This window comes from Nocardia sp. NPDC056952 (assembly GCF_042674185.1).
Taxonomy (GTDB): Bacteria; Actinomycetota; Actinomycetes; order Mycobacteriales; family Mycobacteriaceae; genus Nocardia.
Genome location: NZ_JBHURA010000005.1, coordinates 172111 through 196041 on the forward strand (window position 1 = coordinate 172111; position 23931 = coordinate 196041).

The window sequence follows — 23931 nt, forward strand, 5'->3', positions numbered from 1 at the left end:
CGACCAGGTGGGCTAGGTGCGGAGCACGCATTCCGTGCGTGAGTAGATGGTCGGCACGCATTCGTTGCAGTGCGTGCACAGGGAACGGGTCGTCGCGTCGGTGTGCCAGCGGCGGATCAGGTCCGGTTCGCGCAGCAAAGCGCGGCCCATGGCGACGAAATCGAAACCGTCGTCGATGGCCTGCTGTGCGGTCGGGCGGTCGGTGATGCCACCGAGCAGGATGATCGGCAGCGTCAGCTCCTCGCGGAACCGGCGCGCCTTGTCGGCGAGATAGGCCGGGCGGTAGGGGTATTCGCGCAGGAACCCCTTGCCGACGAGCTGGAATCCCCACCGGGTCGGCACCGGCAGCGTCTTCGCGAAGTTCTTGCGCGGCGCGTCACCGCGGAAGATCGCCATCGGATTGAGCAGGGAGCTGCCCGCGGTGAGTTCGAGGGCGTCGATCGCGCCGTCGTCCTGCAACCAGGTCGCCACCTGTAGCGACTCCTCGATCGAGAACCCGCCTCGCACACCGTCTTCCATGGTGAGCTTGGCCGTCACGGCCATCGTGTCGCCGACGGCGTCGCGCACGGCCTTGACCAGTTCCCTGGCCACCCGCGCCCGGTTGACCAGCGACCCTCCGTAATCGTCCTTGCGCCGATTGAGCATCGGGCTCAGGAACGAGCTCGCCAGATAGTTGTGCCCGAGATGCACCTCGACGGCGTCGAACCCGGACTCGCGCGCGAATCGCGCCGCCCGCGCGTGCGCCGCGACGACCTCGGCGATCCCGAGCGCGTCCGGCACCTTGGTGAAGCGCATGCCGAGTGGATTGAACATCCGGCTCGGCGCCAGCGCGGGCGCCTGATTCGACTTGGCGTTCGCGACCGGTCCGGCGTGCCCCAGCTGCGCGCTCACCGCCGCGCCCTCGGCGTGCACCGCGTCGGTGAGCCTGCGCAGGCCGGGTACCGCCTCGTCGCGCATCCAGATCTGATGCCGGTCGGTGCGCCCGCCCGGCGCGACCGCGCAGTAGGCGACCGTCGTCATCCCCACCCCGCCTTCGGCGACTTCCCGGTGGAACTCCACCAGGTCGTCGGTGACGAGTGCGTCCGGTGTGCGCCCCTCGAACGTGGCAGCCTTGATCACCCGATTACGCAGGGTGAGCGGACCGAGAGTGGCGGGTGCGAGGACATCGCTCATGTGCAAAAGTGAAACACGTTACAGTCCTGCGGGCAATGGGGGATCTCCCGCTGAGTGGGCCGAAACGACAACGGCCCGCCTGCGTGGAGAGCGGGCGGGCCGGTCGAACGGGCACTGCGAACTACCAGCGGTCGGGCGTGACCGGGGCGTCCCAAGCCTTCGCGAAGCGGGTCTTGTCCTTGGTGTCCACTTCCTTGCGGCGGTAGACGATGTAGGGGCGGGTGAGGTAGCCGATCGGGGCGCTGAACATGTGGACCAGCCGGGTGTAGGGCCAGGCGGCCACCAGAACGAGAACGACCAGACCGTGCAGCTGGAAGGTCCAGGGGACGCCGACCATCAGGCCGGGTTCGGGGTTGATCGAGAACAGACTGCGGAACCACGGCGACACTGTGGTGCGGTAGTTGTAGGTGCCCCACAGCAGGTTGGAACCCCAGGTGTTGAGCAGACCGGTGACCAGGGCCAGGGTCAGCAGCGTGTACATCATGACGTCGTTGCGGCTGGTGTTCTTGCGCACGGCGGGAATGACGATGCGGCGATAGCACAGGATGGCCACGCCGGCCACGACCATCAGGCCCGCGATCGACCCCGCGCCGACCGCGACGATGTGGTACGCGTGCTCGGAGATGCCGATCGCCGAGGTCCAGGACTCGGGAATCAGCAGACCCATCACATGCCCGCCGAACACCCCGAGCATGCCGAAGTGGAACAGCGGGCTGCCCAGTTGCAGCAGCTTGGACTCATAGATCTGCGAGGACCGGGTGGTCCAGCCGAACTGGTCGAACCGGTAGCGCCAGACATGGCCCAGCACAAAGGACGTCGCCGCGATGTAGGGCAGGATCAGCCACAGGCCTTCGGGCAGGGGGATGGTTGCGTTCATCGGCGGCCTTCTGTTGCTTCGAAGAGGGCGGGGTCCATGGCGTACGGCTCGAGGCCGACCTCTTCCTCGGGCGGACCCTGGGCGGCGAGTTCGGCGATGCGCCTGCGGTCGGCGGTGGTCACCGGCGGCAACGTGGTGAGCACCGCGCCGAGGACGCCGCTGTAGGGAGAGTTGTTGTCGCCCAGCGACAGTCGCAGCAGCTCCATCACCGGTACGTGCTCACCGAGCAGGCGTTCGCCGCCGATCGGGTCGATGGTCGCGGCGAATTCCAGCAGCACCGGCAGGTGGTCGGGCAATTCCTCGTCGCCGAGTTCCACCCCGGCCTGGCGGTAGGCGTGCTTGAACCGCAGCAGTGCCATGCCGCGCTTGCGGGTGTCGCCGAAGGCGTAGAACGTCAGGTGCAGGCTGGCGCGGCGGCGCATGTCGAAGGTCTCGACGTAGCTCTGCGCCACCTCGATCGCCGGGGTATCGCGCAGATAGGCGAATACCTCGGCGAAGTGCGCCTGTACCTCGTCGGGCAATTGCGCTGCGGCTTCGGACAGCTGGTCGAGCATGGCCAGCATCTGCTCGCCGGGATAATCGAGCAGCAACGCCGCCAGCCGCCACACGACCAGGCGGTCGTGCTCGGCCATGTCGGTGACCGGTTGGGGCCGTTTACGAATCGACAGCAGGCTCATGGCGCGACACCACTCACGGGGTTGTCGGCGACGGCAGCGCCGTTGCTGCCGTTGCCGTTACCGGCGCCGTTGCCGGTCTTCCCGTTACCAGCGGTGCCGCCGTTCGCGCTCGGCAGAAGTCCGCTGGTGCTGCGACCGTCCCAGTTGAGCAGGTTGATCCGGCCCGACTTCTCCTCCGGCGCGGCCTGATTGACATCGGAGAGCGAGAACTTCTCGACGACCTGATCGAACGCGGTCATTCCCGGTCCGCCGTCGGTGTCGAGACTGCACCCGGTGGCCAGCGAATCCAGTTCGTGCGCCTTGGACGTCGCGCCCATCGGGATCACGTACCGGTGCTCGTACTTGGCGATGGCGAGCAGCCGGTACATGGCCTCGATCTCCTCGGGCTCCAGCCCGATCGACGGCGCGATGTGGGCCTCGGGCTCCTCACCCAGGTTGACCGAACGCATGAACGCGCGCATCCCGGCCAGCCGCTGCAACGAGGACCGCACCGGCCCGATCTCCCCGGCAGTGAACAGCTCGGCGAGGTATTCGAGCGGGATGCGCAGTGCGTCGATGGCGCCGAACAGGTTGCGCACGTCCTCGCCGTCGTGACCGGTCTCGGCGAGCACATCGACGACCGGCGACAGCGGCGGCACATACCAAACCATCGGCATGGTGCGGTATTCCGGGTGCAGCGGCAGCGCCAGCTGGTAGTCGACGATCAGCTTGTAGACCGGCGAATCCTGGGCGGCCTGAATCCATTCCGGCGAGATGCCCGCCTTCTCGGCCTCGGCGATCACGCGCTCGTCATGCGGGTTGAGGAACACGCCGAGCTGCGAGGTGTAGAGGTCCTGCGGATCGGTGACCTGGGCCGCTTCGAGCACCGCGTCGGCGTCGTAGAGCATCACGCCGATGTAGCGCAGCCGCCCGACACAGGTTTCCGAGCACACGGTCGGGATGCCGACCTCCACGCGCGGGTAGCAGAAGGTGCACTTCTCCGCCTTGCCCGTCTTGTGGTTGAAGTAGATCTTCTTGTACGGGCAGCCGGTGATGCACTGGCGCCAACCACGGCACTTGTCCTGGTCGACGAGCACGATGCCGTCTTCCTCGCGCTTGTAGATCGCGCCGGAGGGGCACGACGCGGCGCACGAGGGGTTCAGGCAGTGCTCGCAGATGCGCGGCAGGTAGAACATGAAGGTCTCTTCGAACTCCAGTTTCACCTTGGTCTCGAGCTTGCCGAGGATGGGGTCCTTGCCGACCTGCTCGGGACCCGAACCCAGGTCGTCGTCCCAGTTCGCGCCCCAGGTGACCTTGGTGTCCTCGCCGGTGATCAGCGACTTGGGCCGCGCCACCGGGGTGGTGTCCATGGGCGGCGACGACAGCAGGTTGTCGTAGTCGTAGCTCCACGGCTCGTAGTAGTCGTCGACCGTGGGCAGGTCGGGGTTGGCGAAGATGTTCATCAGGCGCTTGAATCGCGAGCCCGACTTCAGGGTCAGCTTGCCGCGCTTGTTGAGCGTCCAGCCACCCTTCCACTTCTCCTGGTCCTCGTACTGGCGCGGATAACCCTGTCCCGGACGGGTTTCCACATTGTTGAACCAGACGTACTCGGTGCCGCCACGGTTGGTCCAGGCCTGCTTACAGGTGACCGAGCAGGTGTGGCAGCCGATGCACTTGTCCAGGTTCATGACCATGGCGAGCTGTGCCATTACGCGCATGTCAGTACTCCACGTTCTGGTTGCGGCGGCGAATGGTGGTGACTTCGTCACGCTGGTTACCGGTCGGGCCGTGGTAGTTGAGGGCGAAGGACTGCTGGGCGTAGCCGCCGATCAGGTGCGAGGGCTTGATCAGCACCCGGGTGAGCGCATTGTGGATACCGCCGCGCTTGCCCTTGGCTTCCTTGGTGGTGTCCTCGGCGCCTTCGATGCGCGGCACGTCGACCGCGCGGTCCTGGGCGTGGTACATGAAGACCGTGCCCTCGGGCATGCGGTGCGAGACGATCGCGCGGGCCACGACCACGCCGTTGCGGTTGATCGCCTCGATCCAGTCGTTGTCCGCCACCCCGATCTTCTTGGCGTCGACATCCGACATCCAGATCGTCTGACCGCCGCGCGAGAGCGTGAGCATGTGCAGGTTGTCCTGGTACGCCGAGTGGATCGACCACTTGGAGTGCGGGGTCAGGTAGCGCACGGTGAGACCGTTGCCGCTCACATTGCCGATGCTCGGCTCCGCGAACAACGCCGACATGTCGAGCGGTGGACGGAAGATCGGCAGTTGCTCGCCGAGTTCGATCATCCAGTCGTGGTCGAGGTAGAAGTGCTGGCGGCCGGTGAGGGTGTGCCACGGCTTGAGCCGCTCGACGTTGATGGTGAACGGCGAGTACCGGCGTCCACCGGATTCCGAGCCCGACCATTCCGCCGAGGTGATCACCGGCACCGGGCGAGCCTGGGTGTCGGCGAAGGTGATCCGCTTGCCCTCGGCCTCTTTCGCGAGGTCGACCAGTTCGGTGCCGGTACGCCGCTCGAGCGCCTCGAATCCCTCGACCGCCAGGCGGCCGTTGGTGGTGCCCGACAGCGACAGGATGGCCTCGGCGGCGTGGGTGTCCTTGGCCAGCGAGGGCCGGCCCGCGGCGATGCCGGAGACGATGGTGCCGTTCTGCCCGGCCAGGTAGGCCACTTCTTCCTCGGGGAAGGTGGTGACGCCCTTGGTCGTCAGGCCGAGCTTCTCCACCAGCGGCCCGAGCGCGGCCAGTTTCTCCGCGATCTTGGTGTAGTCGCGTTCGATCTCCACGATCTTGGGCATGGTCTTGCCCGGGATCGGCTCGCACTCACCGGCTTTCCAGTCCAGCACCTTGCCGCCCGCTTGTGCCAGCGCATCGGGCGAATCGTGCTGCAACGGCACCGCGACGATGTCCTTGCGGGTGCCCAGATGCTTTTCGGCCAGCCAGGAGAAACCGCGTGCGATCCGGTGGAACGCCTCGAAGTCGGTCTTGGCCTCCCACGGCGGGGAGATGGCGGGGGAGAACGCGTGCACGAACGGGTGCATGTCGGTCGAGGACAGGTCGTGCTTCTCGTACCAGGTGGCGGCGGGGAGCACGATGTCGGCGAACAGCGTGGTGCTGGTCATCCGGAAGTCCAGTGCGAGCAGCAGATCCAGCTTGCCCTCGGCGCCTTCCTCGCGCCATTCCAGTTCCTGCGGGCGCACCCCGGTCGCATCGGTGGTCTGCAGGTTGGAGCCGCAGCCGAGCAGATGCTTCTGGAAGTACTCGTTGCCCTTGCCCGAGGAGCCGAGCAGGTTCGCGCGCCACACGGTGAGCACGCGCGGGAAGTTCTCGGGGGCGTCGGGGTCTTCGCAGGCGAAGCGCAGGTCGCCGGACTTCAACCCGTCGACGACGTGCTCGGCGGGGGTCTTGCCTGCTTCGGCGGCCTCGTCGGCCAGGTCCAGGGGGTTGCGGTTGAACGTCGGGTAGCTGGGCATCCAGCCGAGGCGACTCGCCAGCGCGATGTTGTCGGCGGCGGTGCGCCCGGCGAACTTGCCCTTGCCCAGCGGCGAGGCGAACGAGTCCGAGGTGAACGGGTCGTAGCGCCACTGATCATTGGTGAGGTACCAGAACACGGTGCCCTGCATCTGACGCGGCGGGCGCTGCCAGTCGCTCGCCGACGCCAAGGTGGCCCAACCGGTGACGGGACGGCACTTCTCCTGGCCGACGTAGTGGGCCCAGCCACCACCGTTCTTGCCCTGACAGCCGGTGAGCAGCGTGAGGGTGAAGAAGGCACGGTAGATCTGATCGGAGTGGAACCAGTGGTTGGTGCCCGCGCCCATCAGGATCATCGAGCGTCCGCCGGAACGTTCCGCGTTGTCGGCGAATTCGCGTCCGATGCGGGCCGCCTGAACGGCGGGCACTCCGGTGATGGCCTCCTGCCAGGCCGGGGTGTACGGCGACTCGGCGTCGTCATAACCCTTCGCCCACTCGCCCGGGAGACCGTCGCGGCCGACACCGTACTGGGCCAGCAGCAGGTCGAACACGGTGGTAACCCGCTTGCCCGCGACGATTTTCGTCGGCACACCACGGATGATCGACCCGGCGACGTCGGTGTCGAAACGCGGCAGCGCGATCGTGGCCGGTGCGTCGTCGGAGTGGCCGAGCAGGGTGAGCAGCGGGTCGACACCCTCGAGGTCGAGGTTCCACTTGCCCGCGTCGCCCTCGCCGAAGCGGTGGCCGAGCGAGCCGTTGGGCACCACCGGGTTGCCCGCCTGGTCGAGCAGGACCGGCTTGTGTTCGACGCCTTCGCCGGTATGCCCGAGATCGGCGGCGGTGAGGAATTTGCCGGGAAGGGCGCCGTCCTGATCTGCCGCCTCGTCGAGGCAGATCAGGTACGGCAGATCGGTGTAGGTCTTGATGTAATCGGTGAACATCGGAGTCTGCTTCTCGATGAAGAACTCCTTGAGCACGACGTGCCCCATCGACATCGCCAGCGCGGCATCGGTACCGGGCCGCGCGGCCACCCATTCGTCGGCGAACTTGGTGTTGTCGGCGTAGTCGGGGGAGACCACCACGACCTTCTGGCCGCGGTAGCGCGCCTCGGTCATGTAGTGCGCGTCGGGGGTACGGGTCACCGGGACGTTGGAGCCCCACATGATGAGGTAGCCCGCGTCGAACCAGTCCGCCGACTCCGGCACGTCGGTCTGGTCACCGAATACCTGCGGCGAGGCCACCGGAAGGTCGGCGTACCAGTCGTAGAACGACAGCATGTAGCCGCCGATCAGCGAGACGAAGCGGGCGCCGGTGGCGTGGCTGACCATCGACATCGCGGGGATCGGCGAGAAGCCGGCCACCCGGTCGGGGCCGTACTGCTTGATCGTGTAAACATGCGCGGCGGCGGCGATTTCGGCGGCTTCCCACCATTCGGCGCGCACGAATCCGCCCTTGCCGCGCGCGGTCTTGTAGGCCTTGGCCTTGGCCGGGTCCTCGACGATGGACTCCCACGCCAGCACCGGGTCCTTGAGCTCGGCCTTGGCCTTGCGGTACAGGTCGAGCAGCGTGCCACGCACATACGGGTAGCGCACGCGGGCCGGGGAGTAGGTGTACCAGGAGAAGGACGCGCCACGGGGGCAGCCGCGCGGCTCGTACTCGGGCTTGTCCGAACCCACCGACGGGTAGTCGGTCTGCTGGGACTCCCAGGTGATCACGCCGTCCTTGACGTAGATCTTCCAGGAGCACGAGCCGGTGCAGTTCACGCCGTGGGTGGAGCGCACCACCTTGTCGTGCGACCAGCGGTCGCGGTAGAACTCGTCGGCATCGCGACCACCGACCTTGTAGACGGACCGGTTGTCGGGCGATACCTCGCCCCGCTGGAAATACTTACCGAGGTTCAGCAATGTGTCGCCGAAATCGGCGGGCGACGGACCTTGCGTGCGCGAATTAACCACGACGCCCCCTTCGAGCTGTGAAATCGGGCTGTTGGGGGAAACTGTAAGGAGGCGGACTCCTTCGGCAAAACGAACTTTTCACATCCGGATTCGGACCCCGGTGAGCTGTGAGGTCGGCGAAATGTCGTGGTCACGGGGGAGGTTCGCGACGACGCCCGCGATCGGGGGCTCACCAGGGTGAACGAGCCGCGAGCTGGCAGAATGCGGTGATCGGGGGGTGCGTCGTCAGGTCGGCGGTGATGCTTCGGAAACGACTGGTTCTCCCGCGGTTTACATTTGTTTACACACCCGGTGTGCCCGCTGAACAGCGCTGATGTGACGCCACACACAACTATGGTCGGGTCGGGCCCGCCTCGAGGCGGTCGACGGTGGCGGCGGGGATCACTGGTGCTCGCCGGTCGCCGGGCTCGGCGGGAGGCGTTTTCGGGTCGATCCGCGGTGAACCGGGGCCGACCGGTCGGCGGCGGGGATGTCCGGCGGGGGTGTGGATCGCGACGGTCGTGGTGGAGCGGTGCGGAATCCTATAGCACTGCTGAACGGAACGAATCAGAATCCTTTTAATTCGGTTCGGCACACCGCATTTCGTGACCACGCACACAGTTGCCCACCGGTAACTACCCAAATGACGGGGCGCCAATATAAAGAAACGGCATCTTTTCCGGTCGGCGGTTGGCTCGAGGTTGAATAGTCATCCAGGATGAGCCCGTGCAGACAGGGAGGGTTGGGGTGATACCGAAGCCATCGTTCGACGGGCCTGACGGGCCGCCGAAACCGCCGACGCTCGGCGGGTTGCTGCGGCGACTTCGCGACGATCGGCGGATTTCGAGGGAAAAGCTCGCCTTCGCGGCGGGGGTCAGCTCCAGTTACATCACGCATTTGGAGAGTGGGGACCGCGACCGGCCCACGCACGCGGTGATCGAGGCGCTCGTGCGCTACCTCGACCGGATCGCGCCGGTGACCGATATCGAGCGCAGACATCTTTTCGATCTTGCCGGGCTCGCCCCGGTCGACAACCCGACCGTCGACGATCTGCGAGCCGAGATCAGCACCGAGATGCGCCGCACATTGGCGCTCCAGGAACCCGATCTCGCGGCTTACGTCGACACGCGCTGGAACGTGCTGGCGGTCAACGAATCCTATGATCGCGCGTTTCCCGGACTGGTCGAGGACGTCAATATTCTGCGCTGGTTCTTCGGCAACCCGTTGTCGCGCAAAGTAATGGTCGAATGGGAGACGGAGTCCACGCTCACCGTGCACTGGCTGCGCGGTCTGATCGGCCAGCAGGGCGGCGGCGACTGGGCCACCGAATTGCTCGACGAATTGGCGCAGTACCGCGACTTCCGCCGCATCTGGGACGACGGCGACACCGTCTACGGCCGCGAGCACACCGCCATGCGGCTGTGCGATCTGCACACCGGCGAGAACTACACCGTCGACGTCCAGCTGTTCCGGCTCGACTCCGTCGCCTACCCCGGCCGCATCCAGTACTACCTGGGTGTTCGCGGTCCCGACCGTTAGATCCCGGCGACCGCGACCGGCTCGACCGCGTACGGGGTGCAGGCCGTGACCAATCCGGCCAGTGCCGCGGCGACCTGCTCGGGATGGGTCAGCGCGCAGCCGTGTCCCGCGCCTGCCACCGTGCGCACCTCGCCCGCCCCCGGCAGCCCGGCGGCCAACCGCGCGCACTTGTCCGCGGTGCTGCTGTGGTCGTGTTCGCCGCGCAGCACGAGCACGGGCACGGTGATCTCGTCGAGTCGCCCATCGACCGAATCGCGGCCGATCAGGCAGTCGGCCGCCGGGCGGATGGCGCTGCGATCGCCGGCCAGCCAGCGGGTGATCCAGGTCTGCCAGATCTGCGGGTCGGTGCCGCCGATCAATCGTGGTGCGAGGTCTTCGGCCAGTGGCCGCAATGCGCCCGCGCCGCACCATTCGTCGAAGAAGTTCTCGTAATAGGTTTCCTCGTCCCTGGTGCACGCGTCGGCCTCGGTATCGAGCAGTGCCAGTCCGGTCACGCGTTCGGGAGCGAGCAATGCCATTCGCAATGCCGTGTATCCGCCCTGGCTCATGCCGCCGACAATCGCGTGCTCGATGCCGAGCGCGTCGAGAACCCGCAGGCCGTCGGTAGCCAGATCCCAGTAGTCGAACCGCGGGTTGTCGCCGTATCCGGTGCGGCCGTGACCCCGGGCGTCCCAGGCCACGACATTGATATCGGTGTGCGCCAAGACTTTCCGGATCGGGTCGAACATGGATTCGTCCATGAGGAATCCATGGGCCAGCAGCAGCGTCGGACCGTGGACGGCATCGGTGCGGAAATGGACGTTCACGGAATCGGAGTGTACGAAGGGCATTGTCGAAACATACAAGCCATCCGGTCGATTTCGCCCGGTTGCGGACTGAATGCGGTACTCCCGTCTGGGGTACTGCCGGTCCTGTGAATTCACTGGCGAGTGTATGTACCTCACCGGGGACAAATATTTGTGCGCGCCCTGTGGACATGTGTGTTCATGACCGATTGGATAGGGGGCGTACCGATATTCGGCTCGAATCGGAAAATGGGGATTTTGATGAGGGTGACGGAGCAGGGGCTGGACGCCCATATAAGTCTGGCCGCCGCGGGCGACAGTGTCTCGGCGACATTCGCGGTCTGCGACGCGGAGGGCAGGGCGATCTGGTACGGCCCGTTCATCGACGCCGACGCCGACCATCCGCGCGGCGACCAACTCGCGGCCACGATGGGGGCCGCGGGCCGCGCGATCTGGCTCGCGGGCCGAGCACGCGAGGACACCGGGGTCGAGAAGGTGACATTGCACCTGGCGGTCAGCGAAGAGGGGCTCGACGCCATCACCCTGGCCTGCACCGCGTCGATGGCCGGGCTCGCACTGGATCTGGTTGTCACCGAAGACAATCCGGCACTGGACTGGTGCCAGGCGTTCGGCAGGCTCGACTGGTCGTCGGGACCGTTGACCGGTCTGGTCGATCCGGAAATGCCACAGACGATTCCGGCACTCCGGGCGATCACCGGCGGCCTCGACCAGCAGACCGAACCACAGGAAAGGCTCGTCATGCACGAACTAGCACTCGATCCCTCGATGGAACTGCGCTCGGCACTGGAAAGTCTGCTGCTGCACGACGCTATCGGCATGGACGCCAAGATGCGCCACGCCATCGCCGCCGTCGTCCACCTCGCCGTCGACACTCCCCATGGCCCGCCCGAGGACGCCGAGGAATTCCTCGGCCGCCTCGATGCCTCCTGGCTGGTCGCGGCCTGGCTCGGCCACGACACCGAACTCTCCCTCATCGCCACCCTCGCCGCCGGTGAGATCCCCGCCCTGTCCTGGTGCGAACTGATGTTCACCACCACGCTGGCGCCGTGGTCGATCAGCCCGGTCGCGGTTCACGCGCGACGGGTGTTCGGGGCGGTGCAGCGGGGGTCGTTAGGCCCGGTCCGGGCTCAGGTCGGCTGAGAGACTGGGAGTCAGCGCTCGACGACCCTGACGCCGAGTTCGCGCAACCGGGGAAGGACTTCCGGCGCAAACAGCGCTCTCGGAAGGATCAGTGGTGTGGCGCCATATTTCAGGACCGCGCAGTCCGCGCGAACGATGACTTCGGTGACGATCGAAAACGGTGCGCGCAGTATGAAGGTGGCGCCCGCCAGTACGACCGCGTCGGTGCCGAACTGCGCCGCGAGGCCACTCGCGACCGGCAGCATGCCCTGATACTGGCGCAGGGCGTTCTCCGACGGCCGACGCATCCAGAACCGAATCGTCAGCGCAAGAAGTGATGCGAGGATCAGCGCCGACAGCGCACCGGGGACTCCGTATCCCAGTGCGCCGAACGCACAGGCCTCGGTCAGCAGGAACACGATGGCGAGCGGACCCCAGACCGGCCGGCGCCACGGCTCGAGGCGGCGCGCGACGGTGAGTCGGTGCGCGGTATCGGCGGCGATCACCGTGTGCACCTGGGGGTGTGGGAGCCGAGGAAGCGGTGGCAGCGAGGCCGGGCGCGCTGTGGGGTCGGCGCCGACGAGCTCGCGCAGTCGCGTGAACAGCGGGTCGGGGAACAGCTCTCGGGGCAGGGCGACGTGCCGATTGTCGAAACCCAGCGTGACGATGCGGCGGGTGGCGCTGACCGAGCGAATACGGTCGTAGCCGATCCGGGTACGCGACGAACCCTCGGCCAGGTCGAGCGCGTCGGCACCGAGGGTGATGGCGCAACTGCCGGTCGTGACATCGGACCGGGACAAGCTCCGGAACTGGCGACGGAGCGAGAAGTACATGGCGACCAGCACATACGCGACGATCACACCCTGCAACACCAGTATCGATTCGAGGGGGAGACCGAGCCAGAGCAGCATGATCGTGCTCGTCGGTACCGCGATCGCGAGGAGGATCCCGATGTACCGTGGCGCCGCCCGCAGCGCATTGTGCCGGGCGAGCTGCGCGGCTGTGCCGGGTGTCAGCACGAAGGTGGCGTCGGGGGCGTCCAGTCCCGGGATCTCGGGTGCGAGCTGGGTGAACGGGTCGACGTCTGTCGGCGGCATCGTCTGGATGAACGCTGGTGCCGGTGGATCTGTCTGCTGCGGGGCGGGTTCGAGGCTTGGCCCCTGGTCGTTCATGGAAGCAGACTAGTGGGCCGGTAACTGCGGATCTATGTCAGCGAAGGAACTCACCCAGCGGTGGGGTGGGCGTGGGGGATTGGGTTCGTCGGGGCGGTGTACGCCGACGACTTGCCAGCCCGCGGCGACGGCAGCGTCGAGTTCGTCCGGGTGGTCGGAGAGGAACAGGATGTCCGGTGGGGAGACGCCGATGCGGTCGGCGATGGATTCGTAGGAGGCGGGTTCGCGTTTGGGGCCCGCGGTCACCAGGTCGAAGTGGTCGGTGATGAGGCCGGACAGATCGCCTGCGTCGGCGAAGGTGAACCAATCGCGTTGGTTGCGTTCGGATCCCGAGGAGTAGACGAAAAGCTGGAAGCCGTCGGCGTGCCACGCTTTCAAGGCGGGTGCCACGTCGTCGAAGAAGCGGCCACGCAGTGCGCCCGCGCGGAAGCCCTGGGCGCAGATCGCGCCCTGTGCTGTCTTGAGCGGCTCGGCTTTGACGTCGGATTCCAGCCAGCCGCGCAGGATCTCGGCGACGCGCTCGGGTCCCGCATCGGGTTCACCGGCGAGCTCGCGGGTCGCGGTGAGCACCGAATCGGCTGTGCCATCGGTGTTCTCGGACAGCCAGGTGGGCAGGTGGGCGGACGTGTAGCCGTAGAGGTCGGTGCGGACCGCGTCGGTGGGGCTGGTGGTGCCCTCGATGTCGAGGACGATCGCGCGGGTCACGCGAGCAGTTCATCGAGCGTCGGGAAGCCCGCGCTGATCTTGTCGCCGGTGAAGTCGCCCACCCAGCCGTCGGCCTCCTCGAAGAAGCGGATGGCGATGAAGTCGGGGGTGGTACCCATGTCGAACCAGTGCAGGGTGCCCGCGGGGACGGAGAGCAGGTCGCCCGCTTCGCAGACCGTCGCCAGCACGGCGTCGCCCACGTGCAGGTAGAAGCAGCCGCGGCCGGCGGCGAAGAAGCGCACTTCGTCCTCGGCGTGGCGGTGCTCGTCGAGGAACTTCGCGCGCGCACCGGCGGCGACGGCGGGCCACTCCGGGTTGTCGGCGTCGGGGTGGATACGGGCGACGTCGATGTGCTCGTAGCGGCCCGAGGCGTTGAGTTCGGCGATCTGCGGGCCGTAGTGGGCGAGCAGGGTGTCGGAGTCGGTCGCGGCGGCGTCGGCGAGCACCTCCCAGTGTGAGTACGCGATGCCGTGCTGGGCCAGCTCGGCGCCGATCTCGGTGGGGTCGGTGGTGCGCACCCGGACGTCGGCGGCGTTGTCGGCGGCCATCACTTGCAGCAGGGTCATGTCGGTCCGATCTCGAGGGGCGTGGCGTCGGTTCGTCCGGTGCGGGCGATCAACTCGCACAGGGCTTCCAGGCATTCGGCGCGATCACGCGCCTGGGCAAGAGTGTCACCCCAGGTGGTGATCCCGTGCCCGGTGATGAACAGAATCGGTGGTGCGGCAGGGTTTTCGCGCAGGTAGGTGTCGATGTCGGCGCCGATCCGCGCCACATCCGGCCAGTTCGGGAACACTGGGATGACGACCGTCGACGGGTCTGCCAGTCCGAAGCCTTTGATCAGTTCGAAACCGCTGATCCGGACAGGGGTTACCGCGTCACCGGGGCGTGCGGCGGTGGTAGCCAGCGCGGTGGCGAACGGGGAGTGCACGTGCACGACCGCGCCGGCAGCGCGGGTGCGGTAGACGGCGGTGTGAATGCTGGTCTCCGCGGAGGGTTTCCGGCGCTGGCCAGGGCGCGGGGTGGTATCGGCGATCGCGACGAGCACCGTGTCGTCCGCGCACAGTTCACCTTTGGACAAACCGCTGGCGGTGATGAGCGCGTCCTCGCCCCCGCCCGGTTGGGCCGGGGCGATCCGCACCGAGATATTGCCCGCCGTGCCCGGCATCCACCCCCGCTGGTAGAGCTGACGCGCGGTGGTGGCGATCGCCAGACCTGGTTCGGCGAAAGCCGGGTCCGCTGCCGGACCCGGCGCGCTGCCCGCGCCGGCGGGAATCGCCCGGCCCCGGTCATCGAACGAATCCGAATTGCGGTAGACGACACCGTTTTCGGTGACGACCGCGGTGACGAGGTCGGTGGGCGTCACGTCGAAAGCCGGATTGAACGCCGCGGTGTCGGCCGCCGCCGTCGCGACCCCACCGAACCCGGTCACCTCCGCCGCGGCCCGCTGTTCCACCACGATCTGCGCGCCGGTCGCCATCGCGGTATCGCGGGTGGACTCCGGCGCGACCACGATGAACGGAATGCCGTGGTGGCGGGCGGCCAGAGCCAGGGTGAAGGTGCCGATCTTGTTGGCGACATCGCCGTTGGCGGTGATCCGGTCGGCGCCGACCAGCACGGCGTCGACCTGACCGGTCGCCATCGCCCAGGCGGCGGCGGAGTCGATGGTCAGGCGATGCGGAATGCCCGCCTCGGCCAGTTCCCACGTGGTGAGCCGCGCGCCCTGCAACAGCGGGCGGGTCTCGTCGACGATCACGTCCGCGACGGCGCCGCGCTCGTGCAGCACCCGCAACGTGCCGATCGCGGTCCCCACCGCGCTGGTGGCCAGGCGCCCGGTATTGCAGTGGGTGAGCAGGCGCAGCGGCTGCGCACCGCACAGGCGTTGCACCAGATCGGCGGCGTGGGTGGCGGCGGCCAGGTTGACCCGCCCGTCCTCGGCGAGCATGTCGAGAGTCTCGGCCAGCACCGCGTCGGCGCCCTCGGCGATCCGGGCTCGCACCCGGTCGACCGCCCATGCCAGGTTGACAGCGGTCGGCCGGGCCGCGGCGATCCTGTCGGCCTCGGCCTGCACAGCGGCCACGTCGACCACGTCACCGGCTCGACAACCCGCCTCGCCGGGCGAGTGACTCGGCGCGTCCCCCGAGCCGCCGCGAGTGTGCGCCCTGGTGGCGATGACCACGCCGAACGCGCCCGCGATCCCGATCGCCGGAGCGCCGCGAACGGCGAGGGTGGTGATCGCCTCGATGATCTCGTCGACGGTGCGCAGGCGCAGTTCCCGCACCTCGTGTGGCAGTCCGCGCTGGTCGATGGTGACAAGCGCACCGTCGTCCCAGATCAGGGAACTGTCGTCCATCTCCGTCGTCCTGTCTGCGTGGCATTTCCGGCTGGTAAACGGTATCCGACCTGGTCGCGACTCGATCCTCGGGGCCCGCGCTGAGCGGCGCCCGTCGAATGAGCGGCGGTCCGTCATTCCGCGGCGTACTCGGCCTCGCGCTCCACCGCGTCGATAGTGCGCTGCGGGACCTGCACGGGGCCAGGCGTGTAGGTGATCGCACGCAGGCTCCCGGTATAGCGGAACGGCCCGCGGCGTTCGCGCAGATCCCACGAGACCGGACCGCGCGCGTCGACGCCGACGGAGATCCCGGTCCACGGCGCCATACCGACCAGTTGCACCTGGTCGGTGAGTTCCGCGAGCGGCGTGCCGTCGACCTGGATGGTGAAGTCCCAGCGCAGACGCGGCTCGATCGTGGCTCGGACGGTGATCTCGCGCGTCCCGATGGGCAGCGGCACGCCCACCGACGCATACCGCCCATAGCTGTTCACGCCGAGCACTACTTCGCCGTCCTCGATGTAGAGCAGGTACCCGCCGAGCGGGTCACCGTGCGCCACGAGCACGCCCTCGTCACCGAGCTGGAATCCGGCCACCTCGGCCCGCTCCGCGACATCGGGTGCTGCGTCCGAAGCACGCGATGTCGCCGGCGCCGTCGCGCCGGCGGGCGGTCGGGCCCCCGTCAGGTCGGCGGTGATGGTGAAGTCGCGGTAGGCGATGAGGCGCTGCGAGCGGTAGCGCTCGAGGGTGGGGGTGCCGGGGAGGAGGCGGACCGGCGCGGCGAATCGGGCTTCCTCGGGGCGGCGGCGGAACAGGTCGGCGCGCGTCAGCAGCGGGAAAACGGTGTTGGCCCAGGCCGATTCGTCCCATGCGGTGGCGAGTTCGCCGGCCTTGTCCGGGTACTGCGCCGAAAGATCGTGCAGCTCTGTGGGGTCGGCGCGCACGTCGAACAGTTGCCAGTTCGGCGCGTCGATGTCGGCGTCGGCATCGTGTAGCGACAGCAGCTTCCAGCCGTCGCGGTAGAAGCCACGATGACCGGTCATCTCGGAGTACTGCTCGGTGTGGCGGGTCGGGGCTGCCGGATCGCGCAGCAGCTCGGCCGCCGAGATTCCGTCGAAGTCTTTGGCGGGCAGCCCGTTACGCACAGAAGGACGGTCCAGGCCCGCCAGGTCGAGCAGGGTCGGCGCGAGATCGGTGACGTAGGCGTACTCATGGCGAATACCGGAATCGGTGCCGGTGCGCGGCAACCCCTTCGGCCACGACACCACCAGCGGCACTCGCACGCCGCCGGCGAAGGTCTGGCCCTTGTAGAACCGGAACGGCGTGTTGGACGCCTGACCCCAGCCGCGCGGGTAGTGCACGCCCAGCTTCGCGGTGCCGATCAGGTCCTCGTCGTGCGGGACATCGCCCACCCAGTCTGGATCGTCGATGTGGGCGAACTCGGCGAAATAGGAGCGCGTGCCCTCCGGTCCGCCCTCGGCGGTGCCGCCGTTGTCGGAGGTGAACACGATGATGGTGTTGTCCAGTTCGCCGAGGTCGTCGAGCAGGTCGACGATACGACCCAGGCTCTGGTCGATGCTGTCGACCATGCCCGCGTACACCTCCATGTACTTGGCGTAGCGCCGCTGCTCGTCGGCCGACAGCGAATCCCACTCCGCCGCTTCGTAACCCGGCTCGGTGTTGCGCGGCTTCTGCTCGGTGCCAGGCGGGAACAAGCCCTGGGCCAGCTGTTGGGCGAAGCGTCGCCTGCGCAGTTCGTCCCAGCCCTGGTCGTAGCGACCCCGGTACTTGGCCTGATCCTCGGCCTTGGCCTGCAACGGCCCGTGCATCGCCACGTGCGCGAAGTACAGGAAGAACGGCTTCTCCGCGTCGTGGGCGCGCAGGTCCTTGATGTAGGACAGCGCCTTGTCGGTGAGATCGTCGGTGAGGTAATAGCCCTGCGGGTACTCCTGCACGTCGACCACCGAGCTGTCCGAGACCAGCTGGTTGGGATAGTAGAAGGAGTTCAGACCCTCCAAAGACCCGTAGTAGCGGTCGAATCCGCGCTGGGTCGGCCAGGAGTCCCGATGCGCCGACGGGTTCATCGTGGCGTCGCGCACCAGATGCCATTTGCCCACCGCGTAGGTGGCGTAGCCGTTGCCGCGCAGTATCTCCGGGAGCGTGAGTACATCGTCGGCCAGTTCCAGGCGCAGGCCGGGGTAGCCGGGGTCGGCATTGGCCACGAAGCCGAAACCCGCTCGGTGGGAATTGATGCCGGTGAGCAGCGCCGCGCGCGAGGGCGAGCACAGTGGCGTCGTGTGGTAGTTCGAGAGTCGAACGCCCTGGGCCGCGAGGCGGTCCAGGGTCGGTGTCTCGATCTCGGAACCGAACGGGCCGATATCGCTGTAACCCATGTCGTCCACGAGCACGACGACGATGTTCGGCGAGCCGGCGGGCGCGGTGGGTGGATACGTCCAATCGGGGGTCGACTCCGCGGATGTGCGACCGGCCGAGCCGCCGAAGGATGCGTAACCGCGAGCATGGGGTGGAACAGGCATTCTGGCAGTAAAGGCGACGTATTCGCTGGTCACCAGGGTTATGTGCAGTGTGCGTGGAATCGGTGACCGGTCCGCCGCAACTTGTTAGCGTCACTGCCGTGCCCACGAATCAGCCACCCTGCTGCTGTTCGTGTCGCGTCCTGCGCGGCTGACGAACGCCCACGACGTTCGCGGCCGAGCCGATGTGTTCCCTTTCCTGCGGTGCGCTGTGCGCACCCTCCTCGGCCCGCAGCGCGGGCTGATGCGTCTTCGAGGATCTTCACGATGAGTTCAACGGCGAGTGGCTTCGGCCGCCGAAATTTTCTGCGCACCAGCGGCATCGCCGCCGCGGCTATCTTCGGCGGTGCCGCACTGGCGGCCTGCACCTCGGCGGTCTCGGAGCAGAAGGCGGGCGGGGACGACGCGACGCCGGTGCGCGGCGGCACCCTGAAGGTCGGTATCCGTGAGGACCTGGTGCCCGCGAACCTGCTCACCAACACCGCGGCGACCCCGGTCGTGATCGGCCTGGTCTACGAATCGCTGATCCGCTACCCGAACGACACCCTGGAACCGCAGCCGTTACTGGCCAAGTCGTGGCAGCTCGCCGCCGACGGTCGTTCGCTGAGCCTGGACCTGCGCGACGACGTGAAGTTCCACAGCGGGCGTCCCTTCACCGCCAAGGATGTGGAGTTCTCGCTGCGCACCTACGCCGACGCCAAATGGTCGGCGCAGCTGCGTAGCTCGGCCGCTGCCGTCACCGGTTTCGACATCGTCTCGCCGACGCGGATCGTGTTGCAGCTCGCCCATCCGCTGAGCAACATCTACGACCTGCTCGACACCGTGCCGATCCTGGACAGCGAAACCGCGGACAAACTCGGCACCGGCGACACCTACATCGGTACCGGCCCGTTCAAATATGTCGAGCGGGTGCCGAACTCGCAGTTGATCTTCGAGAAGAACCCGAACTACTGGGTGCCCGAGCGCCCGTACCTCGACCGGGTCGAGGTCTCGATCATCCCCGACCCGAACGCGCTGCTCAACGCGTTGAAGTCCGGTCAGATCGCCGTGGCGCGCGAACTCGGCTACCGCGATGCCGAAAATCTCGGCAAGAGCGGCGGATTCACGGTGCACGACCTCGAAGGCGCCGAGCTGCAAGCCTATGTCGGCGTCAATGTGACCGAGCCGTCGCTGGCCGATGTCCGGGTCCGCCAGGCCATCGCCTTCTCCCTCGACCGCGACCGCATCATCAACGAGGTGTTCCGGGGCGCGGGATATCCGCTGAACGTGCCGTGGCCGAAGAACTCGCCCGCCTTCGACGAATCCCGCAACACCAAGTACAAGCGTGACATCGACAAGGCCAAGCAACTCCTCGGCCAGACGGCCAAGCCGCCGAAGCTGCCGCTGACCTTCGCCCCCGGTTACGGCGAGGTCGCCCAGATCGTGCAGGCCAATCTCGCCGACGTGGGTATCGAGGTCGAACTCGACCCGGTCGACGCCGCCACCTTCGTCAAGCAGCTCACCGGCCAGCAGTTCCGCGGTCTGTGGGTCACCGACCATTCGTGGGCGCAGTTCGTCCCGTCGACTCTCACGGTGAGCGCCTACCCGTTCAACGCCCGCCGCAATGCCTCACGCTACGAATCGCCCGCCTACACCGCGGCCGCCGACGCCGCGTGGCAGCTGGCGCAGGGCACCGGGCCCGAAGCGGTCCGCGCCTACCAGGCGGTCACCGACCAGCTGCTCGAAGGACTGTTCCTGATCGAGATCGGTGTGCGTTTCCAGCAGTACTCCACCGTCAGCAAGGTGCACGGTTTCGCCTGGACCAAGCGGCGCGAGCCCGTCCTCACCGACACCTTCCTGTCATGACGCGCTACCTGCTGCACCGGCTCCCGTCGGCGCTGCTGGTGTTGTTCGGCGCCTCGGTGCTGATCTTCCTGCTGCTGCGGCTCGTTCCGGGTGACCCCGCCACCATCCTGGCGGGCAACGACGCGACACCGCAGACCATCGAGGTGATCCGCCACCAGCTCGGCCTCGACCGATCGATCCCGGTGCAGTATCTGCAGTGGCTCGGCGACGTGTTCACCCTCGATCTCGGTCGCTCCTACATCATCGGCGGCGAGATCACCGACCTGGTCGGCCGCGGGCTCACCAACACGCTGGTGCTCACGGTGACCGCACTGCTGCTGGCCGTGCTGGTGAGCCTGGTCGTGTCGGTGGCGTCGGTGCTGTGGCCGAGCCGCTGGCTCGATACTGTTGTCGCCGCGGCCAATACGATCGCGGTGGCGCTGCCGACCTTCGTGGTGGGACCGCTGCTGGTGCTGGTGTTCGCCGTCGCGATTCCGGTGCTGCCCGCGGGCGGGGTGCCGCCGGACGGATTCATCGCCCGGCCCGATATCGCCGTGCAGTACCTGCTGCTGCCCGCGATCTGCCTCGCGTTGCCGGTGTCGGCGGCGCTCACCCGGTTCCTCACCGAAGCGCTGCGCACCGAACTCGCGAAACAGTATGTGCTGACAGCACGTTCACTCGGCGTCGGATATCGCGAGATCGTCACCCGTGGCGCACTGCGCAACGCGCTGCCGACCATGCTCACCGTGCTCGGCATCCAGACCGGGCAGCTGCTCGGTGGTGCGGTGCTCGTGGAGGCGGCCTTCGTGTGGCCGGGGATCGGGCAGCTCATCGAGCAGGGGATCAGTCGTCGTGACTATCCGCTCGTGCAGGTGCTGTTGCTGCTGTCGGTGGCGGTGTTCGTGGTGATCCAGCTGATCACCGATGTCGCGCACGCGTGGCTGGACCCGCGGATTCGCATCGGAGGACGCTCGTGACTGGCGCGAAAACCACGGTGGCTGTGGATCGATCACCACGGCACGAGGGGCCCTTGCGCGCACTGCGTCGTGGGCAGGGGCTGGCCGGGGTACTGCTGGTCGCTGTGGTGGCACTGGCCGGGGTGTTCGCCGGGCTGCTCAGCTCCTACGATCCGCTCACCCAGATCCCCGGCGCCAACCTGCTGGGCCCCAGCGCGCAGCACTGGCTCGGCACCGACCACCTCAACCGTGACGTGGCCGCCAGGGTGCTGGCCGGTATCCGGATCGACCTGCTGATCGCGCTGCTCGCCGTGCCGATCGGGGCCCTGGTCGGTGCGCTGGTCGGGCTGGCCGCCACCGTCCATCCGATCGCGGACGTGACCGTCCAGCGGGTGTTCGATCTGATCCTGGCCTTCCCCACACTGATCTTGGGGATCACGCTCGCCGCGATCACCGGGCCCGGCTGGCACGCGGTGGTCATCGTGATCATCGCCGCCGAGATCCCGATCTTCGGCAGGCAGATCCGCACGGCGGTACTGGCCGTGCGCGAACAACCGTTCGTGGAAGCCTCGGAGGTGATCGGCGCCGATACCTGGTGGACCTTGCGAAAGCATGTGCTGCCCAATGTGATCGAACCGCTCGGCGTCCAGTTCGCGCTGTCGCTGTCGGTGGCGGTGTTCATCGAAGGCGCGATGAGTTTCATCGGGATCGGCGTGCTGCCGCCGCAGCCGTCGCTGGGTTCGCTGATCGCAGGCTCGATCGCCAACCTCGACGCCAACCCGTGGATCGCGATCGGACCGCTGGTCGTGGTGGCCGCGTTGACCCTGGGATTCCTGTTGATCGCCCAAGCATTGGGCCGGGCAAGGAGATTGGCATGAGCACACCATCCGACCAGCTCGACCCCGTGCTCGACATCGACGAGTTGACGGTGAGTTTCGGCGACCGGACGGTCGTCGACCGGGTGAGCTTGCGGGTTCGCCGGGGTGAAGTCGTCGCCCTCGTCGGGGAATCCGGCTCGGGCAAGTCGCTCACCGCGCGATCGGTGCTCGGGCTGCTGCCGGAGACCGCGCGGGCAGGCGGCTCGATCCAGCTCGCGGGCACGCAGGTCGTCGGGGCCGCCGAATCGGCGTTGCGGGACCTGCGTGGAACCAAGGCCGCCATGGTCTTCCAGGAACCGCAGACCGCGCTGAACCCGGTGCAGAAGATCGGAACCCAGATCGCGCAGGCGCTGCGCGCGCACGGCGTGACCGACAAGGCCACCGCGCGAACCCGCGCGATCGAACTGCTCACGGCAGTGGACATTCCGGAGCCGGACAAGCGCCTCGACTGGTATCCGCATCAGCTCTCCGGCGGGCAGAAACAGCGCGTGGTCATCGCACTCGCCCTGTCCGGCGAGCCGGCGCTGCTCATCGCCGACGAACCGACCACCGCACTCGATGTCACCGTGCAGGCCGAGATCCTCGCGCTGCTGCGCACCCTGCAACGTCAGCGCGGGACGGCGATCCTGTTCATCACCCACAACCTCGGGGTGGTCGCGGAGATCGCCGACCGGGTCGTGGTGATGCGCGAGGGGCGGGTGGTCGAAGAGCAGACGGTGTTCGGGTTGTTCGCCGAACCGGGCGAGGACTACACGCGGACGCTGCTGGCGGCGGTGCCGCGGTTGCCCGCGGTGTCGTCGCGGGGGGGAGATCCAGAACCTGCCACCGATGCCGCGGCGGACAGTGCCGCCCCGGATGCTGCCGAGATCATCGAGGCTTCGGTCGACGCCGGTGCGCCGGGTGGTGACAGTTCCACGGTGCAGGCCGACGACAGCGAAACCGGTGCGGTCGGTGCGTCCGACCACGACGACGAGCCGGCGGACCTGGCCGACGAGCCGGCCGATGCGCCGTCGGAGGGCAGTGTTCGCAGGATTCTGCGGCGGGTCGTCGTGCGTGGGCCCGCGGTGGTCGCCGAGAAGGGCGGCGGGCGTGGCGAGTCCGAGTACCGCGACGTGCTGCGGATCGACGACCTGTCCGTGGTGTACCCGGGACGCCACGGTGGCGCGTCCTTCCCCGCCCTGCAGGATATTTCGCTCACCCTCGGTCCACGTGAGGTCCTCGGGCTGGTCGGTGAATCCGGGTCGGGCAAGAGCACACTGGGGCGCACCGCGCTCGGACTCGTGCCCGCCACCACGGGACGAGTAGAGCTGCAAGGTGTCGCGCTGGCGGGGTTGTCGCGGCGCGAGCTGCGCGGACTGCGCAAGCATGTCGCACTGGTGCATCAGGACGTGAGTGCCTCACTCGATCCGCGACGCACTGTCGCCGACTCGATCGGCGAACCGTTGCAGGTGCATCGGGCCGCATCGGGGACTCTGTTGCAGGCCAAGGTCGAGAACCTGCTCGAATCGGTGCGGCTGCCGAGGGATTACGCGCAGCGCAGGCCGGGGGAGTTGTCCGGCGGGCAGCGTCAGCGGGTGGCGCTGGCTCGGGCGCTGGCCTTGGCGCCGCGCCTGCTGGTGGCCGATGAGCCGACCAGCGCGCTCGATGTGTCGGTGCAGGCACAGGTGCTGGACCTGTTCGCCGACCTCCGTGCCGAGTACGGCTTCGCCAGCTTGTTCATCAGTCACGATCTGGCCGTGGTGCACCAGGTCGCCGACCGGGTTGTGGTGCTGCGGCAGGGCCGGATCGTCGAAACCGGCGAGGCGCGCGCGGTATTCGCCGCACCGGCTCAGGAGTACACCCGCCGCCTGGTCGACGCGGTACCCGTTCCCGATCCGACGACGGCTCGGCGTGGGCGGGACGGATCCGGGGCAGGCGCGCTGCTGAGCATCGGGGCATGACGTGGACGAGCCGCCGG

17 protein-coding genes are annotated in these 23931 nt (G+C 67.7%); 6 read left to right on the forward strand and 11 right to left on the reverse strand.

Annotation, left to right across the window (positions count from 1 at the left end; genetic code table 11):
- Positions 1-12: 12 nt before the first annotated feature.
- From ACFTS5_RS19625 to ACFTS5_RS19645, 5 genes are all read right to left on the reverse strand, one after another.
- Positions 13-1173 carry an NADH:flavin oxidoreductase gene (locus tag ACFTS5_RS19625; RefSeq protein ID WP_378632789.1) on the reverse strand — a complete coding sequence of 387 codons (1161 nt, stop codon included), beginning with the start codon at positions 1171-1173 and terminating at the stop codon, positions 13-15.
- Between the two features lie 121 nt (positions 1174-1294).
- Entirely contained in the window at positions 1295-2050 is a 756-nt protein-coding gene (narI, locus tag ACFTS5_RS19630) for a respiratory nitrate reductase subunit gamma (RefSeq protein ID WP_378632791.1), read from the reverse strand.
- Entirely contained in the window at positions 2047-2727 is a 681-nt protein-coding gene (gene narJ, locus ACFTS5_RS19635; RefSeq protein ID WP_378632794.1) for a nitrate reductase molybdenum cofactor assembly chaperone, read from the reverse strand. Before narJ ends, narI begins: the two co-directional genes overlap by 4 nt.
- Positions 2724-4415 carry a nitrate reductase subunit beta gene (gene narH / locus ACFTS5_RS19640; protein ID WP_378633453.1) on the reverse strand — a complete coding sequence of 564 codons (1692 nt, stop codon included), beginning with the start codon at positions 4413-4415 and terminating at the stop codon, positions 2724-2726. Before narH ends, narJ begins: the two co-directional genes overlap by 4 nt.
- Positions 4416-4425: 10 nt before the next feature.
- Positions 4426-8136: a nitrate reductase subunit alpha gene (locus ACFTS5_RS19645; protein ID WP_378632796.1), complete on the reverse strand. Its 3711-nt coding sequence runs from the start codon at positions 8134-8136 to the stop codon at positions 4426-4428.
- A gap of 726 nt (positions 8137-8862) precedes the next feature.
- Between ACFTS5_RS19645 and ACFTS5_RS19650 the strand changes: the two genes are divergently transcribed.
- Positions 8863-9654 (forward strand): helix-turn-helix transcriptional regulator, encoded by a 792-nt coding sequence (locus ACFTS5_RS19650; RefSeq protein ID WP_378632799.1) that lies wholly within the window; start codon positions 8863-8865, stop codon positions 9652-9654.
- On the opposite strand, the gene ACFTS5_RS19655 is transcribed toward ACFTS5_RS19650, so the two are convergent.
- Positions 9651-10460 (reverse strand): alpha/beta fold hydrolase, encoded by an 810-nt coding sequence (locus ACFTS5_RS19655; protein WP_378632802.1) that lies wholly within the window; start codon positions 10458-10460, stop codon positions 9651-9653. The genes ACFTS5_RS19650 and ACFTS5_RS19655 overlap by 4 nt on opposite strands.
- A 240-nt stretch (positions 10461-10700) precedes the next feature.
- Here ACFTS5_RS19655 and ACFTS5_RS19660 point away from each other — a divergent pair, with 240 nt between their 5' ends.
- On the forward strand, positions 10701-11600 hold the full coding sequence (locus ACFTS5_RS19660) for a hypothetical protein (protein ID WP_378632804.1): 900 nt from the start codon (positions 10701-10703) through the stop codon (positions 11598-11600).
- Between the two features lie 11 nt (positions 11601-11611).
- On the opposite strand, the gene ACFTS5_RS19665 is transcribed toward ACFTS5_RS19660, so the two are convergent.
- The 5 genes from ACFTS5_RS19665 to ACFTS5_RS19685 form a co-directional block, all read right to left on the reverse strand.
- The gene (locus tag ACFTS5_RS19665; protein WP_378632807.1) at positions 11612-12751 is read right to left on the reverse strand and encodes a hypothetical protein; all 1140 of its coding nucleotides are present in this window, start codon (positions 12749-12751) and stop codon (positions 11612-11614) included.
- Between the two features lie 9 nt (positions 12752-12760).
- Positions 12761-13456, reverse strand: coding sequence for an acireductone synthase (gene mtnC, locus ACFTS5_RS19670; RefSeq protein ID WP_378632809.1), 696 nt, complete (start codon positions 13454-13456; stop codon positions 12761-12763).
- Positions 13453-14022, reverse strand: a complete 570-nt coding sequence (locus ACFTS5_RS19675) for an acireductone dioxygenase (RefSeq protein WP_378632812.1) — start codon at positions 14020-14022, stop codon at positions 13453-13455. The genes mtnC and ACFTS5_RS19675 overlap by 4 nt, the downstream gene beginning before the upstream one ends.
- A complete protein-coding gene (mtnA, locus tag ACFTS5_RS19680; protein WP_378632814.1) occupies positions 14019-15806 on the reverse strand; it encodes an S-methyl-5-thioribose-1-phosphate isomerase in 1788 nt (595 codons plus the stop codon). The genes ACFTS5_RS19675 and mtnA overlap by 4 nt, the downstream gene beginning before the upstream one ends.
- A 113-nt stretch (positions 15807-15919) precedes the next feature.
- Positions 15920-18319 carry an arylsulfatase gene (locus ACFTS5_RS19685; protein ID WP_378632817.1) on the reverse strand — a complete coding sequence of 800 codons (2400 nt, stop codon included), beginning with the start codon at positions 18317-18319 and terminating at the stop codon, positions 15920-15922.
- A 264-nt stretch (positions 18320-18583) separates the two neighbouring features.
- Between ACFTS5_RS19685 and ACFTS5_RS19690 the strand changes: the two genes are divergently transcribed.
- Genes ACFTS5_RS19690 through ACFTS5_RS19705 form a run of 4 tightly spaced genes read left to right on the forward strand, consistent with a single transcriptional unit; the run spans position 18584 to position 23914 of the window.
- Complete coding sequence (locus tag ACFTS5_RS19690; RefSeq protein ID WP_378632819.1) at positions 18584-20161, forward strand: ABC transporter substrate-binding protein; 1578 nt, start codon at positions 18584-18586, stop codon at positions 20159-20161.
- The gene (locus ACFTS5_RS19695) at positions 20158-21117 is read left to right on the forward strand and encodes an ABC transporter permease (protein ID WP_378632822.1); all 960 of its coding nucleotides are present in this window, start codon (positions 20158-20160) and stop codon (positions 21115-21117) included. Before ACFTS5_RS19690 ends, ACFTS5_RS19695 begins: the two co-directional genes overlap by 4 nt.
- Positions 21114-21974, forward strand: a complete 861-nt coding sequence (locus tag ACFTS5_RS19700) for an ABC transporter permease (protein ID WP_378632825.1) — start codon at positions 21114-21116, stop codon at positions 21972-21974. The genes ACFTS5_RS19695 and ACFTS5_RS19700 overlap by 4 nt, the downstream gene beginning before the upstream one ends.
- Positions 21971-23914, forward strand: coding sequence for a dipeptide ABC transporter ATP-binding protein (locus tag ACFTS5_RS19705; RefSeq protein WP_378632827.1), 1944 nt, complete (start codon positions 21971-21973; stop codon positions 23912-23914). The genes ACFTS5_RS19700 and ACFTS5_RS19705 overlap by 4 nt, the downstream gene beginning before the upstream one ends.
- Positions 23915-23931 lie beyond the last annotated feature (17 nt).